The sequence below is a fragment of the Deinococcus soli (ex Cha et al. 2016) genome (genome assembly GCF_001007995.1).
In the GTDB taxonomy this organism is placed as follows: domain Bacteria; phylum Deinococcota; class Deinococci; order Deinococcales; family Deinococcaceae; genus Deinococcus; species Deinococcus soli.
Genome location: NZ_CP011389.1, coordinates 2,391,982 through 2,406,451, shown reverse-complemented (window position 1 = coordinate 2,406,451; position 14,470 = coordinate 2,391,982). Strand labels below are relative to the sequence as shown.

Genomic DNA, 14,470 nt, shown 5'->3' with positions numbered 1-14,470 from the left:
ATTCCGTCTGTTCCGTTGACGCCCGGAAGCCTCTTCACTCCTGCCCGCTTCCCCCGGCTTGAACGGTGGTGGCAACCCAGTGGATCAGGCCTTGGGCGGGTCTTTCTGCTCGCCGTCCATGTTCCAGAAGTCCAGGTCGTCCAGGGCGCTGCCCAGTCCCTGGAGTTCCTGCCGCTGCTCGGCGGTGACGGGGGCGTGACTGGTCAGGTCCTCCTGGCCGATGGCGCGGCCCATGACGTCCCTGGGCACGGCGGCCATCAGGCGCTGGAGTTCCTCGGGGCTCACGTCGGCGAGCATCTCACTCTGCGCGTCGTGCAGCAGTTCGCCGCCCTCAGCGGGCATGACCAGGGTGGGTGCGGTGGGGCGCACGTCCCCGGCGGGCAGCGGCGCGGCCGGTTCGGAGGGCCGGGGGGCCTGGGGGGGCGCGGCGCGGCGCGTGGCCCGCCAGGCGAACGCGGCGGCGGCCAGCAGCACAATGACGATCAGGAAACCCAGCATCCCGCTTAAGGTAACGCGCCCGGGGCAGGGGTGGATATCCCCCGTTCTGGACGCGCTCCTGTGGTGTTCTTCACGCCGGGGCGTGGTTCAGGTGGGCGGGCCGTCCGGCGGCGACCAGAACCCACCGCGTGTGGCACAGAGCTCCAGTTCCCACGCCAGTGCGTCGTACAGGGCGCCGGGCACGGCGGGCCACAGGGCCGCGGCGTCCAGCGCGCCTTCCAGGGTGGGTTCGTCGTGCGTGACGCCGTCCAGGTCCAGGCGGACGGCGCCGCTGAGCAGCAGGTGCACGCGCAGGTGCTGCCCGTCTGCCTGGACGTGATACAGGGTGCGGCGGAGATCCGTCATGTCAGCGGGGGCGCAGGTGGTACAGCTCCAGGCCCAGCATGGTGCGCGGCGCGAAGCCCTTCCAGGCGGCGGCGCCGGTCGCGTTCGCGGCGATGGGCGTCGGCACGTTCAGGTACGCGGCGGCGCCCGCGTCGCCCTTCAGGGTCAGGTTCAGGAAGGCGGTGACGAAGTGCTGGTTGAGGTTGTTCAGGCGGGCGCTGTCCCACACCGGGTCGGCGTAGTGCTCGTGGTCCGCGAAGCTCAGGCCCGGCAGGCTGGGCGCGGGGTTCGGGGCGATGTTGTGCCGGGCGTTCTGGTACACCAGCAGGTACCGGTCGGCGTTCACGGCGTGCTCGAACAGCGGCTTGACGCCCTCCTCGAAGCCGGACACGTCGTCATGGTCGCCCACGACGAACAGGGTGGGCACCTTCAGGCCCTCCAGGCCCCTGGCGTCCCAGAAGCCGTACTCGCCGGTGGGCACGCCCAGGCCGCGCGCGGCGCTGGGGCCGCCCCAGGGCGCGAAGGCGACCGCGGCGCGGATGCGCGCATCCGGCGTGAACGCGCCGGTCTGGCGGGCGGTCAGGGTCCCGCCGGGCAGCAGCGCGGCGACCTTCGGGGCGTACCCGGCCCCGGCGGCGTTCAGCGCGCCGTAGCCGCCCATGGAGTACCCGAGCACGGCCGTGCGGCTGGCGTTCACCACGCCGCTCAGCGGGGAGCCGCTGCCGGGCGCGCCGAGTTTCGCGATCTGGTCGAGGGTGAAGTTGATGTCCGGCGCGCGGTTCACCAGGGTGCTGTTGAACGGGCCGCGGTTGTCGTGGGTGCTGTCGGTGTGGTCGATGGCCGCCACGACGTACCCGCGGCTGGCGAGGTGCTCGGTGAGGTACGTCAGCAGGTAGCGGCTGCCGGTGTACCCGTGCGACACGATGACCAGCGGGAAGGCCTGCCCGCTCAGGGGCCTGGCGTCCCGCGCGGCGCGGCCGTCGAAGGTGAAGGCCTTGCCACTGGTGAGGGTGTCGGTATACGTGACGGTTTCCTTCGCGCCGCTCGCGGTGGGGTACCAGATCTCCACGGTCAGGCGGCGGTCGGCGCGCGGCACGGGCCCGCCCTGCGGCGCGCGGGCGAGGTCTGGCTGGCCCGGGTTGACCAGCGTGACGGTGCGCACGCCCACCGCGAAGCTGCCGCGCGCGGCGAGTTCCGGGGCGTCGGGGCGGGCGTCGCCGGGCAGGAATGGCGCGGCGGTCTGGGGCGCAGCAGTGTTCGGCGCAGTGGGGGCAGTCTGGGCGGCGGCGTCCGGGGCAGTGGCGGTCATCAGGGTCAAGCTAAGGCACAAGGCAAGGCGGCGCATCGGGTGTTCCTCCGGGGGTGGCGGTCTGCACGCCTCCGCGCGGGCGGGGCAGGCAGACGGGTCGGTTGCTGTGAAACCTGAATCAGTTGGTGAAACGAAGCGCAGCATACCCCCGAACGGGGGCGGACGCACGCCGATCCGGGACGGCGTCCAGGGGAACCCCAGAACACAGCGGCTCCATTTACAAGCGGAGGCGTGCCCTTGTCCCCAGCAGCAGGAGGCGTACCACGCCGTCTCAGGCGCTCCGTGACCGGCACTGCGACGGCATGACAACACCCCCGACCTGTGGGGGCCGGGGGTGCGCGGGGTGAGGGTTACGCCTCGCTGTAGCTCTTCTCGATGGGCAGGCCCACGGCGTTGCCCCATTCGGTCCAGCTGCCGTCGTAGTTGCGCACCTTGGGGTAGCCGAGCAGTTCGCGCAGCACGAACCAGCTGTGGCTGCTGCGTTCGGCGATGCGGCAGTACGCGATGACGTCCTTGTCGGCGGTGACGCCCTCACCCTCGTACAGGGCCTTGAGTTCGTCGGCGGACTTGAAGGTGCCGTCCTCGTTCGTGGCCTTGGCCCAGGGGATGCTGCGCGCGCCGGGGATGTGCCCGCCGCGCAGTACGCCTTCCTGCGGGTAGTTGGGCATGTGCGTGACCTTGCCGCTGAACTCATCGGGGCTGCGGACGTCCACCAGCGCGCCGGTGCCGCCCTTGACGCTCTCCAGGTGGGCCTTGACCTCGTCGCGGTAGGCGCGCAGGCTGTCGTCGCGGGTCAGGGCGGGGTAGGACGCGGCCTCCACGCTGGGGGCGTCGGTGGTGGTGGGACGGCCCTCCGCGACCCACTTCTGGCGGCCGCCGTTCATGAGTTTCAGGGGGTTCTTGACGCCGCTGTAGGACAGGAACCAGTAGGCGTACGCGGCCCACCAGTTGCTCTTGTCGCCGTACAGCACGATGGTGTCGTCTGCCTTGATGCCCAGGCGGCCCAGCAGGTCGCTGACCTTGTCGGGGGTGATGAAGTCACGCTCGACGGGGTGCCACAGGTCGACCTGCCAGTCGAGTTTCACGGCGCCGGGGGCGTGGCCGGTGTCGTAGAGGAGGATGTCCTCGTCCACCTCGATCAGGCGGATGCCGGGCGTGTTGAGGTTCTGTTCGACCCAGTCGGTGCTGACGAGTACGTCTTTCGCGTAGTCCATGGTGTGGTGCCTCCTGTGAGTGGGGGTGGAACTGCCGAGTGCCCCAGGATTGTACCCTGATCCCTAACTTATTGACAAAAGAGGTCAACTGGACAGGCCCACCCAATCCCGCCCCGGGGGCGGCGCTACACTCCGCGCATGACCGACGCCGCGCCCGCCCTGCCGGACAAACTCCAGACCATCGTCACGATGTTCCGCAGCGCCCCCAAACCCCTGCGCCTCCAGGCCCTGCTGGAATACAGCAAGAAACTCCCCGGGCTGCCCGAGAAGTACCTCGAGCACCCCGAGTTCCTCCAGCCGGTGCCCGAGTGCACCAGCCCCTTTTTCCTGGTCACCGAGCAGGACGAGCAGGGCGGCATGCACCTGTACTTCAAGGTCCCCGAGGAGGCCCCCACCGTGCGCGGCTACGCGGGCATCCTGCACGAGGCGCTCGACGGCGCGCAGCCCGAGGAGATCCTGAGCATCCCCGACCAGTTCTACATGGACATGGGCCTCACTGAACTGATCACCCCCATGCGCCTGCGCGGCATGGGCGCCATCCTGATGCGCCTGAAGAACGACGTGCGCGACCACGCCAGGGCCTGAACACCGCCCCGCTGTGAGGCGGGCCGCCCTCCCCTGCCCGGGAGGCGGCCCGTCCTCTGTTACCTGCCCCGGTTCAGTCCTCGGGCAGCGCGGCGTCGACGAGCAGCGCCGTGAGGCCCAGCGCCAGTCCGTACGTCAGGTGCGCGCCCAGGCGGTTGGCGTGGCCCTTGGCGGGCGTGCCGGCCGGGCCGTCCTGAAGACCCAGCAGCGGCACGATGCCCTCGTCCACCAGTGCCCAGAGACCCACCCCGAACGCCACGCCCTTAACGGGGTTGCCCCGGCCCGCCAGGGCGCCGTACAGCGCGCCGCTGCCGACGCCCATGCCCCAGTGCACCGCCTCGCTGAGGGCCGCGCGGGTCTGCCTGCCGGGCGCGTGCCCCTCGGCCTTCTCGTACGCGACCCGGCCGATGGCGGCGGTGCTGCTCTCGCCCGGCTGGTGCTGCTGCCCGATCACCGAGATGGAATGCTCGTCCTTCTTCGGCTGCTCGCTGTCTCCATTGCCGCCGCCGTCCCCTTGCAGCAGCGGCGCCACGCGCGTCCAGTACTGCCCCATGGCCAGTGTGCCCACGGCCCCCCCGATCAGTCCTGCCAGCACGCTCCGGTATGCACTCATGCCGTTCACCGTACGGAACGCGGGCGGGGCGCGACTGGAAGGCAGCGCCCAGGGTGAAGGAAGGCTGCACGGGCCGTCAGGGGAACATGAACACGCGGGGCCACCCCGGTCAGAGGTGGCCCCGGTCCGAACGGCCGGATCAGACGATCGGGGTGATGTCCCGTTCGGGCAGCCCGCTGCGGTGCGCGTCACGCAGGGCCGCCAGTGCCCGGCCGCGGTGGCTGATGGCGCGTTTCTCCGCGACGGTCAGCTCGGCCAGGGTGCGGGTGTCGCCGTCCGGGACGAACAGCGGGTCGTACCCGAAGCCGTTCGCGCCGCGCGGGCCTTCCAAGAGCGTGCCGGGCAGCTCGCCCCGGTAGGTTTCGAGGTGCCCGTCCGGGTACGCCAGAATCACGACCGACACGAACTTCGCGCGGCGGTTGGTCTGACCGCGCAGTTTTTCCAGCAGGTACACGTTGCGTTCCACGTCGTTGTCGCGGTTGCCGTAACGGGCGGAGTACACGCCGGGCTCGCCGCCCAGCGCCTCGACCTCAATGCCGCTGTCGTCGGCCAGCGCGGGCCGCCCGGTCATCAGCGCGGCGGCGCAGGCCTTCAATGCCGCGTTCTCCTCGTACGTCGCGCCGGTCTCCTCCGGCAGGATCAGGCCGCCCAGCGGGCTGAGGGTCCAGCCGGTGCCCTGCAGGGCCTCCTCGATCTCCCGGACCTTCCCGGCGTTGCTGGTCGCCACCACCACGTTCATGCCCGCATCAGTCGTCACGCCCCGCAGTGTAGGGGATCGGGCTCAAGTCCTGCATGAAGCGCGGCCCGCTGCGCGCGCCCCCTCCGGCGGGTGGGTCCGCGGGCCGGACCGTCGATCAGTGGGCCGCGGCGACCGCGCGCACCACGTCGTCCTGAACGGCCCGCAGCGTCAGGATCGGACTGGATTCCGGGCCGTTCATGATCACGGCGAAGGCCAGCACGTGTCCGCTGCGGCCCGTCACAAACCCGGCCAGGGCGCTCACGCCGGGCAACGTGCCAGTCTTGGCGCGCACGTCCAGGCCCGCGCCGCGCAGCCGCAGCGCCATCGTTCCGCCGCGCCCGTCGTGCTCCGGGACGTTCTCACCCGTACCGGCCTGCGGGAGGGCCTCGGCGAACGCGTTGCCGCGCGCGCGGTACAGCGCCCCGGGCAGGCCCGCCTTCCCGGGCAGCGGAGCGGGCAGGTCGAACTGCTCGCGCAGCACGGCCACCAGCACACGCGGACTCAGGCGGTTCTTGCGGCTCAGGCCGCTGCCGTCATGCAGCTCCACGCTGCTGAGGTCCGCGCCGATGCGGCGCAGGTACGCACGCTCCCGCGCCAGCGCCCCGCGCAGCGTGCCGTTCGCGCCGTGCGCCAGCGTGCCCAGCAGTTCCTCGGCGCGCAGGTTGTCACTGGGCCGCAGCGTCGCCGCCAGCACCTGGAACGGCGAGGCGCTGCGCACACTGGCGATCCCCTGCTCCGGGCGGGCGGCCACGGGCGTGACCGGCTCGGGCGGCAGCGCCCGCCCCTGCCCGTCCGTCCGGGCGGGCGGCACCCACGCCTGCCACGGGGCGGCGCGCCCCACCCCCTCCCGCGTGACGCGCACGCCCGCTGCGCGCAGCTGCGCGGTCAGCGCCGCGCCCAGCCGTTCCCGCGCCGCCTGCGCCGAGACGGGCGGATCATCATGCCACTCCGCGAGCCGCAGCGCCGTCATGGGGACGCCCAGCGGCACCTCCCACGCCGCCGAGTCGAAGCCCAGGTCGTCCACGCGCACCTCGCCCACCTCGCGCAGCCCCCGCGCGTACGCCTGCCGCGCCAGCGCCCGCAGGCTGTACGCGCCGTCAGCCACGCTCAGGGTCGGGTCGCCACTGCCGCGCAGCGTCACCGCCTTGACCGACGCCCGGCCCACCTGCGCCGCCGGAACGGTCAGTTCGGCACTCCACCAGCCGCCCGCCCCGCCCCGCTCGTTCAGCACGCTGGCGGCCGTCACCAGCTTCGTGGTGCTCGCCGGAATCAGCGCCCGGTCGGGCTGCTGCGCCTCCAGCACCGCCCGCGTCCGCAGGTCCTGCACGAGCACCACCGTCTCCACATTCCCCGGCAGCGCCCGCAGGGCCGCGCGCACCCCCGCGCTCAGGCCCGGTTCACGCGACAGGTGCAGCGTCACCGGCTCCCCCGCGGCGGGCGCGGCCACCTGCGCCGCCCCGGTCAGACCCAGCAGGGCGGCAGTCAGCAAGGCGCGGCGCATGCGGCCCAGGATAAGGGCTGAGCCGGAGGGCGCGGCGGTACCCGTCCAGTTCCTTCCCATCCCCAGACAGCGCTGGTGGTGCCCGCCAGTCCAGTGGTGTCCTACTTCCTACTCCCCGGTGCGGGCGCGGCGTTTCTGGTACGCGCCGGTCAGGAGTTCCGCGACGTACTCGCGGGTAAACGGCATGCCGCTGGCCTCGGCGGCGCTGATCTCCTCGTCACGGTCGTAGGTCAGGCGGACGTACGTGGCGCTGTGAGACGGACCGTGCGGGTCGAATTCCAGTACCAGATAGCACGGCAGCGTGGAGTCCAGCGGGTTGCCGACGCTGCCGCAGTTGATCAGGGGGCGGCCCTCGACGTCCAGCATCAGGGCCTCGTGCATGTCGGCGTACACCAGCGCGTCCGCGTGGGCCTTCAGGCCGAACTGCGCGTTGGGCGCGAACGCCTCGAGCTGATCGTGCAGGCTGCTGTGCGGGTACAGGCGGTGGAAGAGCCCGCGGCTGCTGGCGTGCACGAAGCGCCACCACGCGCCGCCGAACTGCTCCTCGATGCCGTACGGGAGGGCGCCGAGGTACGCGAGGCCTTCGGGGCTGAGTTTGCTGCGCGGCCAGAGGTCCTGCGGGCGGTGCGTGGCGCCGGCGACGCGGGCGTCCCAGTTGCCCTGGATGACGCGCGTGGCGTGCGCCTGCGTCCAGTCCAGCACTTCACGGGGGCGTGGTCCCTTGCCGACCAGGTCGCCCAGCACCCAGATGTCCGTCAGGCCGCGCCGCTGAATGTCTGCGTGGACCGCGAGGGTGGCCGCCAGGTTGGCGTGCAGGTCCGCGAGAATGGCGAGGCGAATCATGCCCCGGAGTCTAGCCCAGCCCCGGCGCGAGCCCCGCGCAAACCCGGCAGGCGTCTCACAGCAGAATTCAGAGGTCTTGCGGGTATGCCTCGGTACCTCTGAACAGGGTGGGCTCGCAGAGTTGCACCGCGGAGCGAGCACCTGAGAAAGACAGAGACTGAAAGCGGATCAATGCAGCTGAACATCGCTGTCAGATGGCGTCCATGTCAGGAGGCGCGGGGCGTGAGGGCCGCGACCATCGCCAGGGTGATCAGGCCCGCCGTGACGAGGCCCGCGATCACGAACCAGGCCGGGGCGCGCCCGCCGCCCGAGGCGTTCGCGCCCGTCCAGGCGAGGCGCAGGTTCACGAGGGCCAGCATCATCAGCACGGCGTCCAGGGCGTCCACCACGCCGCTCCCCACATTCAGCGGGTACGCGACGAGGCGGGTGACGCCGACGAGCACGAGCGCGATCAGCAGTTGCAGCGCGTAGGGAGGCACAGGGGAATTATGAGCGGTGGGGCCAGCATCCGCCGCTGCCGGAGCCTCAGATGTCTTCCTCACAGCTCATGGCTCAGAGCCCACAGCTCCTCACCCCAGTTCGTGGTACTGGCCGCGGAAGTACACGAGCGGGTCGTCGTCGGTGTAGCGGCTGTACTCCACGAAACCCAGGAACAGCGTGTGGTCCCCGGCCTCGATGACGCGGTCCTTGCGGCACACGAGCTGCGCGACGCTGCCGCCGATCAGGGGCAGGCCCTCGTGCTCGAACCACGGCACCTGGTCCTCGGGGCCGGGGCGGCCCGCGAAGTGGTCGCTGAGGTGACGTTGCGTGGCGGACAGGACGTTCACGCCGAAGTGCGTCACGTCGTCCTGAAGGAGCAGGGCGTGCATGTGCGCACGCTGGTCGACGCTGACGAGGATCAGGGGCGGCTGGAGGCTGACGGACACGAAGGCGCTGGCGGTCATGCCGCGCCGCTCGTCACCCCTGGCGGTGATGATGGTCACGCCGCTTGCGAAGCGGCCCAGCGTCTGACGGAATTCCTGCGGGGAGAGGCCGGTGTCGGTCATGCCGGGAGTGTACCCGGCGCGGGGGGCCGGGCCGTTCGTCTGCCCCGGACATCAGGAGCCGAAGGTGGGCTGCGGCGCACTGGCGTCAGGGTTTGGCGGGCGGCAGGCTGGGGATGATCTGCACGGCCCGCACGAGCAGGTCCGGGAGGCGCACCACGCCCCGTTCGGGCACGCGGTCGAGCCATCGCTGCCCGCTGACGCGCACCTCGACCGCGCCGGGGGTGAGGGTGGCGAAGCCGTAGTACCCGAGGGCGTCGGTCTGCGCCTGCGCGATGGGCTTGCCGTCACGCAGGACCTGCACGGTCTGCCCGCCGGGCGTGCCCGCGCCGGTGATGCGCCCCAGCAGCCCGCGCGTGGTGACGGGTGATTCCGTCCAGGGGCGCGGGGTGTTCAGGACGCCACCGGGGGCGGTCAGGGCGGCCTGCACGGCGCCCAGTCCGGCGGGCGTGTCCTGCCGCTGGCCGTACACGTCGGCGGTGGGGGTGCGGTAGGAGTACCCGACCCAGCCGAGGCCCGCCCTGACGCTGCGGGCGGCCTGCGCGGCGGTGACCTTCGGGGCGTTGAGGTACATGGCGGTGCCCGACGCGAGCGCCACGCGCTGCCCGTCGGGGCGGGTCTGGACCTGCTGCGCGAACGCGTTCCAGCGGTCGAACCACGCGCCCTGGGGCGAGGCGGCGTCGCGCTTGTAGTTCATCAGGACGTTCAGGTCGATCAGTCCGGTCTGCATCCAGGTGGGCCAGTCCTGCATCACGTCGGTGTACGTGCGGGTCCTGCGGAAGCCGCCCAGGTCGGCGGGCGCGTCGTTGTAGGTGATGGTGGCGGCGCTGATCCAGGCGTCCGGGCGCACCGCCTTGACCTCCAGCGCGATGCGCCGCACGAGGTTGGTGATCTGCTCGCGTTTCCAGGCCTGCCACGTGGGGTCGGTGGGCGCGGGCGTGCCGGGGCGTCCGGTCTCGGCGCGGTAGCGGGCGAGCACCTTGGGGTCGTAGCCCCACGCGCCGCCGTCCGGGTAGCGGATGCGGTCGAGCTGGATGCCGTCCACGGGGTAGTGCCGCACGAGGCTCACGGCGGCCTGGGTCATGTACTCGGCGGCGTCGGGAATGGCGGCGTCCAGCCAGGCGTCCTTGCCTTCGAGCCAGCTGCCGTCGGGGCGGCGGGCCAGCCAGGACGCGCGGCCCGCGTCCGGCCCGTGGGCGCGCATGAGATGGTCGGGGCTGGTGTTGGGGACGGTGGTGTTCGCCACGCCGGTCACGCTGAGCCACGCGATGACCCGCATGCCGCGCGCGTGGGCCTGGGCCGTGATGGCGTCCAGCGGGTCGAAGCCGGGGGTCAGGTCGGCGTCCGTGACGGCGGGCACGCTGGCCCTGCGGCACAGGCAGTCGGCGCGGCGGATGGCCTGCACGAACAGGGTGTTCACGCCCAGGCGCGCGGCGTCCTGCACGGTCTGCTTCACCTGCGCGGGCGTTTTCAGGCCGGGGCCGAAGGCGTCGATCCACAGGCCGCGCAGCGCCGAACCGGGCTGAACCAGACTGGGCTGCGCCGCACTGGACTGGGCCGCACTGGACTGGGGGGCCTCGCTGGGTGCAGGGGCGGGGGCCGCAGGTGCCGGGGCGACGCTCTGGGCGGCGGCAGGAGCAGAAACGCCCAGCAGGAGGGGCAGGAGCAGGGCGCGCAGCGGGGGGCGGGGCATGGGTGCCGGGAGGCTAGCGCACCCCGCCGCCCGAAGGGTGAGGGGCGGGCCGCTGTGCGGACATGCGTCGCCGCAGCCCTTTTGTGTCCGCCGTACACTTCCAGCATGACTCTGGACGTGCAGGCGCAGGCAGATATCGGCGTGATCGGGCTGGCCGTGATGGGCGAGAACCTCATTCTCAACATGGCCAGCCGGGGCTTCACGGTCGCGGCGTTCAACCGCACGGTCAGCAAGGTCACCGCCTTTACCGGGGGCCGCGCCCGGGGCCAGCGCATCCTGGGCGCGGACAGCCTGCCGGCCTTCGTGGCGCTGCTCAAGCCGCCGCGCCGCGTGATGCTGATGGTCAAGGCGGGCGCCGCCGTGGACGAGTTCATCGGGCACCTGACGCCGCTGCTGTCCGAGGGGGACATCATCATCGACGGGGGGAACAGCCACCCGGCGGACTCCACGCGCCGCACCCGCGAGCTGGCAGAGAGGGGGCTGCTGTTCATCGGCACCGGCGTCTCCGGCGGCGAGGAGGGCGCCCTGACCGGCCCGAGCATCATGCCCGGCGGAAACGAGCAGGCCTGGGAGGCCGTGAAGCCCATCTTCCAGAGGATCGCGGCGCGCGTGGCGGACGGCACGCCCTGCTGCGACTGGGTCGGGCCGGACGGCGCGGGGCACTTCGTGAAGATGGTGCACAACGGCATCGAGTACGCCGACATGCAGATGATCGCCGAGAGCTACCAGCTGCTGCGCGCTGCGGGCCTCAGCGCCCCCGAGGCCGGGGAGGTCTTTGCCCGCTGGAACGAGGGCGAACTGGACAGTTACCTGATCGAGATCACGGCCGACATCCTGCGCAAGACCGACGACGAGACCGGGCAGCCCCTGGTGGACGTGATCCTGGACGCCGCCGGGCAGAAGGGCACGGGGAAGTGGACGTCGGTTGCGGCGCTGGACGCCGGGAGTCCCGCCGCGACGATCACCGAGGCGGTGTACGCGCGGGCCATGAGTGCCCTGAAGGCCGAGCGCGTGGCGGCCAGCGCGGTCCTGAGCGGCCCAACGTTTGCCACGCCCGCTGACAGAGGCGCGTTCGTGGAGGGCGTCCGGCAGGCGCTGTACGCCAGCAAGATCGCGGCGTACGCGCAGGGCTTCCAGCTGCTGCACCTGAGCGCGCAGGACGCCGGGTGGACGCTGGACTACGGGCGGATCGCGCAGATGTGGCGCGGCGGGTGCATCATCCGCGCGGCGTTCCTGGACCGCATCAAGGAGGCGTACGACGCGCAGCCGGACCTTGCCAACCTGCTCGTCGCGCCGTACTTCCGCGACGCGGTGCAGGGCGCGCAGGGCGCGTGGCGTGACACCCTGGCGGCCGCCGTGCGCGGGGGCGTGCCCGTTCCGGCGTTCAGCAGCGCCCTGGCGTACTTCGACGGGTACCGCTCGGCGGTGCTGCCCGCGAACCTCATCCAGGCGCAGCGGGACTACTTCGGGGCGCACACCTACGAACGCACGGACCGGGCGCGCGGCGAGTTCTTCCACACGAACTGGACCGGGCGCGGTGGGGACACGGCCAGCACGACGTACAACGCCTGAGCTTGCGGTGAGTCGAAGACGAACCCGACCGGAGGGACTCGCAGAGCTCCGCAGGAGAGAGGCAAGCAGGATCGGAGCTCAGGAGGTGGACGGGTATCCGGCGCTGTTCCGGATGCCCGGGAACCGCATGAGTCCGATCTGCCCCTTCAGTCGCCCAATCCGCAAGTGTGGGGCCGGGGGTTGGCCGGGGCGCGGCGCGTGGGCTAGAGTGGGGGGCTGATACCGGTGCAGGGTCCGGTGGCTTCCAGGGAGGTTGTGCATCATGGCAGAACGAGATATTGACAAGCTGCTGTCACTGACCGACAGCAAGTACCGACTGAGCGTCGTGACCGCCAAGCGGGCGCTGCAGCTGCGCAGTGGCGCGCCGAGCGTGCTGCCGGTCGAGCAGCGCGTCCGCACGCGGAATCTGGTCACGCAGGCGATGCGGGAACTGGCGACCGGGAAACTCACGGTCGGCACGAACATGATCGACGAGCAGCGTTTCCATCAGGATTACGTGCGGCAGCGTCAGGCCCAGCTGCAGGCGCAGCTGAACGCCGAACGCGAACGCGAACGGGACTGAGCCTGTTCGGCCCGAGAACGCCCCCCCGTGGGGCGTTTTTTTGTGCCCTGCGGCGGGGGGTATGGTGTGGGGGATGCTGAGTGCTTTTGCTGTGCTGCTGTGCGTGACCGCGCTGCTGGCGTACCTGAACGACCGGTTCCTGCATTTCCCGACGACGGTGGGGGTGACGCTGGCAGGGGCGCTGGCGAGCATCCTGCTGATCGTGCTGGACGCGCTGGGCCTGCCGGGCCTGCGGGGGTGGGCGGCAGGGGTGCTGGAGACGCTGGATTTCACGGAGTTCGTGCTCAACGGGATTCTCAGCGTGCTGCTGTTCGCGGGGGCGCTGAGCCTGAATGCGCGGCAGATGCTTCGGCAGCGGCGCAGCATCCTGCTGCTGGCGTTCCTGAGTACGCTAATCAGCACCGCGCTGATCGGCTTCGCGGCGTACGGGGTGTTCGCGCTGGTGGGGCTGGACGTGCCGCTGATGTGGGCACTGCTGTTCGGCGCGCTGATCAGCCCGACGGATCCGGTGGCGGTGCTGGATCTCCTCAAGCGGGCGCGGGTGACGGTGAAGATCGAGACGTTGATCGCCGGGGAGAGCCTGTTCAACGACGGGGTGGGCGTGGTGATCTTCCTGGCGCTGGCCGGGGCGGCGGGCCTGGGCGGGCACGGCGCGGAGGTCAGCGCGGCGGGCGTGGCGGGCCTGTTCGCGCAGGAGGCCCTGGGCGGGCTGGCGTTCGGGGCGCTGCTGGGGGGCCTGGGTTTCGTGCTGCTGCGCGGCGTGAAGGAGCACACCGTGGAGATCCTGCTGACGCTGGCGCTGGTCGTGGGCGGGTACGTGGCGGCCGCGGCGCTGGGCATCAGCGGGCCGCTGGCGATGGTCGTGGCGGGCCTGGTGATCTCCGCGTACAAGCACACGCTGTTCACGCCGGACACCCAGGAACTCGTGGAGGGCTTCTGGGAGACCATCGATCAGGTGCTGAACATCGTCCTGTTCGCGTTCATCGGCCTGGACGTACTGCTGACCGAGACGACCGGCGCGCAGATCCTCGCGAGCGTCCTGCTGATCGGCGTAGCCCTCGCCGCCCGCTGGATCAGCGTGGCCGTGCCGTTCGCCCTCGTGCGCGCCCGCGAGGGCTACGGGGCGTACACGGTGCGCCTGCTGACCTGGGGCGGCCTGCGCGGCGGGATCGCCATCAGCCTCGCGCTGGGCCTGCCGGACAGCCCGTACCGCACGCACCTCGTGACCGTCACGTACGCCATCGTGCTGTTCACCATCGCCGTGCAGGGCCTCACGATCATGCCGCTGGTACGCCGCGCGGTGGACGCCACACCCGAAGAGGCTTGAGAGGGTTGATAGTCGAAAGGTGATGGTTGATGGATCGGGGCAATCCCCAGTCCATCAACCATCACCTTTCAACCCTCGACTTATTTCTCGACGAGGTAGGCGGTTTCGATCACGTCGGCGGTGCCCATGCGGCCCGGCTCGATGCGGGTGAGGCGGTCGAGCACGTCGAGGCCCTCGACGACCTTGCCGAACACGGTGTGGCGGCCGTCGAGGTGGGGGGTGTCCACGAAGGTGATGAAGAACTGGCTGCCGTTGGTGTTCGGGCCGCGGTTGGCCATGCTCAGGATGCCCTTGCCGCGGTGGCGGTGGTCGTTGGGTTCGTCCTCGAAGTCGTAGCCGGGACCGCCGGCGCCGGTGCCGGTGGGGTCACCGGCCTGCGCCATGAAGCCGTCGATCACGCGGTGGAACTTGATGCCGTCGTAGTAGTGGTGGCGCAGCAGGTACGCGAAGCTGTTCACGGTGACGGGCGCGTCGTCCGCGAACAGTTCGACGACGATGCGGCCCTTGCTGGTTTCCAGCACGGCGCGGTAGCTCTTGCCGGGTTCGATGCCGTCCCCGAGTTCGGGGGCCGCGTTGAAGCGGGTCTGGCGCTCGGCGCTCAGTTCGGGGGTGACGGTGAAGCCATCCTGCTGGTAGTGGTCACTCAT

The 14,470-nt window shown here is 71.2% G+C and carries 16 protein-coding genes; 4 read left to right on the top strand and 12 right to left on the bottom strand.

Going from position 1 to position 14,470, the window contains the following annotated elements; genetic code table 11:
• Positions 1-84 precede the first annotated feature (84 nt).
• The 4 genes from SY84_RS15955 to SY84_RS11725 form a co-directional block, all read right to left on the bottom strand.
• Positions 85-498 (bottom strand): hypothetical protein, encoded by a 414-nt coding sequence (locus SY84_RS15955; protein WP_052751137.1) that lies wholly within the window; start codon positions 496-498, stop codon positions 85-87.
• An 87-nt stretch (positions 499-585) separates the two neighbouring features.
• A complete protein-coding gene (locus tag SY84_RS11735; RefSeq protein WP_046844163.1) occupies positions 586-843 on the bottom strand; it encodes a hypothetical protein in 258 nt (85 codons plus the stop codon).
• A 1-nt stretch (position 844) separates the two neighbouring features.
• Complete coding sequence (locus tag SY84_RS11730; RefSeq protein WP_245621332.1) at positions 845-2,131, bottom strand: alpha/beta hydrolase family protein; 1,287 nt, start codon at positions 2,129-2,131, stop codon at positions 845-847.
• 350 nt (positions 2,132-2,481) lie between these two features.
• Positions 2,482-3,345 (bottom strand): sulfurtransferase, encoded by an 864-nt coding sequence (locus SY84_RS11725; protein WP_046844161.1) that lies wholly within the window; start codon positions 3,343-3,345, stop codon positions 2,482-2,484.
• 138 nt (positions 3,346-3,483) lie between these two features.
• Here SY84_RS11725 and SY84_RS11720 point away from each other — a divergent pair, with 138 nt between their 5' ends.
• Positions 3,484-3,930, top strand: a complete 447-nt coding sequence (locus tag SY84_RS11720) for a SufE family protein (RefSeq protein WP_046844160.1) — start codon at positions 3,484-3,486, stop codon at positions 3,928-3,930.
• 73 nt (positions 3,931-4,003) lie between these two features.
• Here SY84_RS11720 and SY84_RS11715 read toward each other — a convergent pair whose 3' ends face one another.
• The 7 genes from SY84_RS11715 to SY84_RS11685 form a co-directional block, all read right to left on the bottom strand.
• A complete protein-coding gene (locus tag SY84_RS11715; protein ID WP_046844159.1) occupies positions 4,004-4,543 on the bottom strand; it encodes a hypothetical protein in 540 nt (179 codons plus the stop codon).
• A gap of 139 nt (positions 4,544-4,682) precedes the next feature.
• Positions 4,683-5,282: an RdgB/HAM1 family non-canonical purine NTP pyrophosphatase gene (gene rdgB / locus SY84_RS11710; protein ID WP_046845178.1), complete on the bottom strand. Its 600-nt coding sequence runs from the start codon at positions 5,280-5,282 to the stop codon at positions 4,683-4,685.
• A 115-nt stretch (positions 5,283-5,397) separates the two neighbouring features.
• On the bottom strand, positions 5,398-6,783 hold the full coding sequence (locus SY84_RS11705) for a D-alanyl-D-alanine carboxypeptidase/D-alanyl-D-alanine-endopeptidase (protein ID WP_046844158.1): 1,386 nt from the start codon (positions 6,781-6,783) through the stop codon (positions 5,398-5,400).
• 108 nt (positions 6,784-6,891) lie between these two features.
• The gene (locus SY84_RS11700) at positions 6,892-7,626 is read right to left on the bottom strand and encodes a metallophosphoesterase family protein (RefSeq protein ID WP_046844157.1); all 735 of its coding nucleotides are present in this window, start codon (positions 7,624-7,626) and stop codon (positions 6,892-6,894) included.
• Between the two features lie 206 nt (positions 7,627-7,832).
• Positions 7,833-8,105, bottom strand: a complete 273-nt coding sequence (locus SY84_RS11695) for a hypothetical protein (protein ID WP_046844156.1) — start codon at positions 8,103-8,105, stop codon at positions 7,833-7,835.
• Positions 8,106-8,195: 90 nt separating this feature from the next.
• Positions 8,196-8,672, bottom strand: coding sequence for a flavin reductase family protein (locus SY84_RS11690; protein WP_046844155.1), 477 nt, complete (start codon positions 8,670-8,672; stop codon positions 8,196-8,198).
• 85 nt (positions 8,673-8,757) lie between these two features.
• Positions 8,758-10,362 (bottom strand): glycoside hydrolase family 10 protein, encoded by a 1,605-nt coding sequence (locus tag SY84_RS11685; RefSeq protein ID WP_081424582.1) that lies wholly within the window; start codon positions 10,360-10,362, stop codon positions 8,758-8,760.
• A gap of 105 nt (positions 10,363-10,467) precedes the next feature.
• Between SY84_RS11685 and gnd the strand changes: the two genes are divergently transcribed.
• The 3 genes from gnd (at position 10,468) to SY84_RS11670 (ending at position 13,823) form a co-directional block, all read left to right on the top strand.
• The gene (gene gnd, locus SY84_RS11680; RefSeq protein WP_245621331.1) at positions 10,468-11,934 is read left to right on the top strand and encodes a decarboxylating NADP(+)-dependent phosphogluconate dehydrogenase; all 1,467 of its coding nucleotides are present in this window, start codon (positions 10,468-10,470) and stop codon (positions 11,932-11,934) included.
• Between the two features lie 262 nt (positions 11,935-12,196).
• On the top strand, positions 12,197-12,496 hold the full coding sequence (gene rpoZ / locus SY84_RS11675; protein WP_046844154.1) for a DNA-directed RNA polymerase subunit omega: 300 nt from the start codon (positions 12,197-12,199) through the stop codon (positions 12,494-12,496).
• Between the two features lie 73 nt (positions 12,497-12,569).
• On the top strand, positions 12,570-13,823 hold the full coding sequence (locus tag SY84_RS11670) for a cation:proton antiporter (protein ID WP_046844153.1): 1,254 nt from the start codon (positions 12,570-12,572) through the stop codon (positions 13,821-13,823).
• 80 nt (positions 13,824-13,903) lie between these two features.
• On the opposite strand, the gene SY84_RS11665 is transcribed toward SY84_RS11670, so the two are convergent.
• Entirely contained in the window at positions 13,904-14,470 is a 567-nt protein-coding gene (locus SY84_RS11665) for a peptidylprolyl isomerase (protein WP_081424581.1), read from the bottom strand.

Excerpts from the sequence above, each read along its gene's own strand:
- SY84_RS11670 (WP_046844153.1), top strand. The coding sequence starts at position 12,570 with ATGCTGAGTGCTTTTGCTGTGCTGCTGTGCGTGACCGCGCTGCTGGCG.
- SY84_RS11725 (WP_046844161.1), bottom strand. The coding sequence starts at position 3,345 with ATGGACTACGCGAAAGACGTACTCGTCAGCACCGACTGGGTCGAACAG.
- SY84_RS11720 (WP_046844160.1), top strand. The coding sequence starts at position 3,484 with ATGACCGACGCCGCGCCCGCCCTGCCGGACAAACTCCAGACCATCGTC.
- SY84_RS11685 (WP_081424582.1), bottom strand. The coding sequence starts at position 10,362 with ATGCCCCGCCCCCCGCTGCGCGCCCTGCTCCTGCCCCTCCTGCTGGGC.
- gnd (WP_245621331.1), top strand. The coding sequence starts at position 10,468 with ATGACTCTGGACGTGCAGGCGCAGGCAGATATCGGCGTGATCGGGCTG.
- SY84_RS11690 (WP_046844155.1), bottom strand. The coding sequence starts at position 8,672 with ATGACCGACACCGGCCTCTCCCCGCAGGAATTCCGTCAGACGCTGGGC.
- SY84_RS11735 (WP_046844163.1), bottom strand. The coding sequence starts at position 843 with ATGACGGATCTCCGCCGCACCCTGTATCACGTCCAGGCAGACGGGCAG.
- SY84_RS11700 (WP_046844157.1), bottom strand. The coding sequence starts at position 7,626 with ATGATTCGCCTCGCCATTCTCGCGGACCTGCACGCCAACCTGGCGGCC.
- SY84_RS11715 (WP_046844159.1), bottom strand. The coding sequence starts at position 4,543 with ATGAGTGCATACCGGAGCGTGCTGGCAGGACTGATCGGGGGGGCCGTG.
- SY84_RS11705 (WP_046844158.1), bottom strand. The coding sequence starts at position 6,783 with ATGCGCCGCGCCTTGCTGACTGCCGCCCTGCTGGGTCTGACCGGGGCG.
- rpoZ (WP_046844154.1), top strand. The coding sequence starts at position 12,197 with ATGGCAGAACGAGATATTGACAAGCTGCTGTCACTGACCGACAGCAAG.
- SY84_RS11665 (WP_081424581.1), bottom strand. The coding sequence starts at position 14,470 with ATGAGTGACCACTACCAGCAGGATGGCTTCACCGTCACCCCCGAACTG.
- SY84_RS15955 (WP_052751137.1), bottom strand. The coding sequence starts at position 498 with ATGCTGGGTTTCCTGATCGTCATTGTGCTGCTGGCCGCCGCCGCGTTC.
- SY84_RS11730 (WP_245621332.1), bottom strand. The coding sequence starts at position 2,131 with ATGACCGCCACTGCCCCGGACGCCGCCGCCCAGACTGCCCCCACTGCG.
- rdgB (WP_046845178.1), bottom strand. The coding sequence starts at position 5,282 with ATGAACGTGGTGGTGGCGACCAGCAACGCCGGGAAGGTCCGGGAGATC.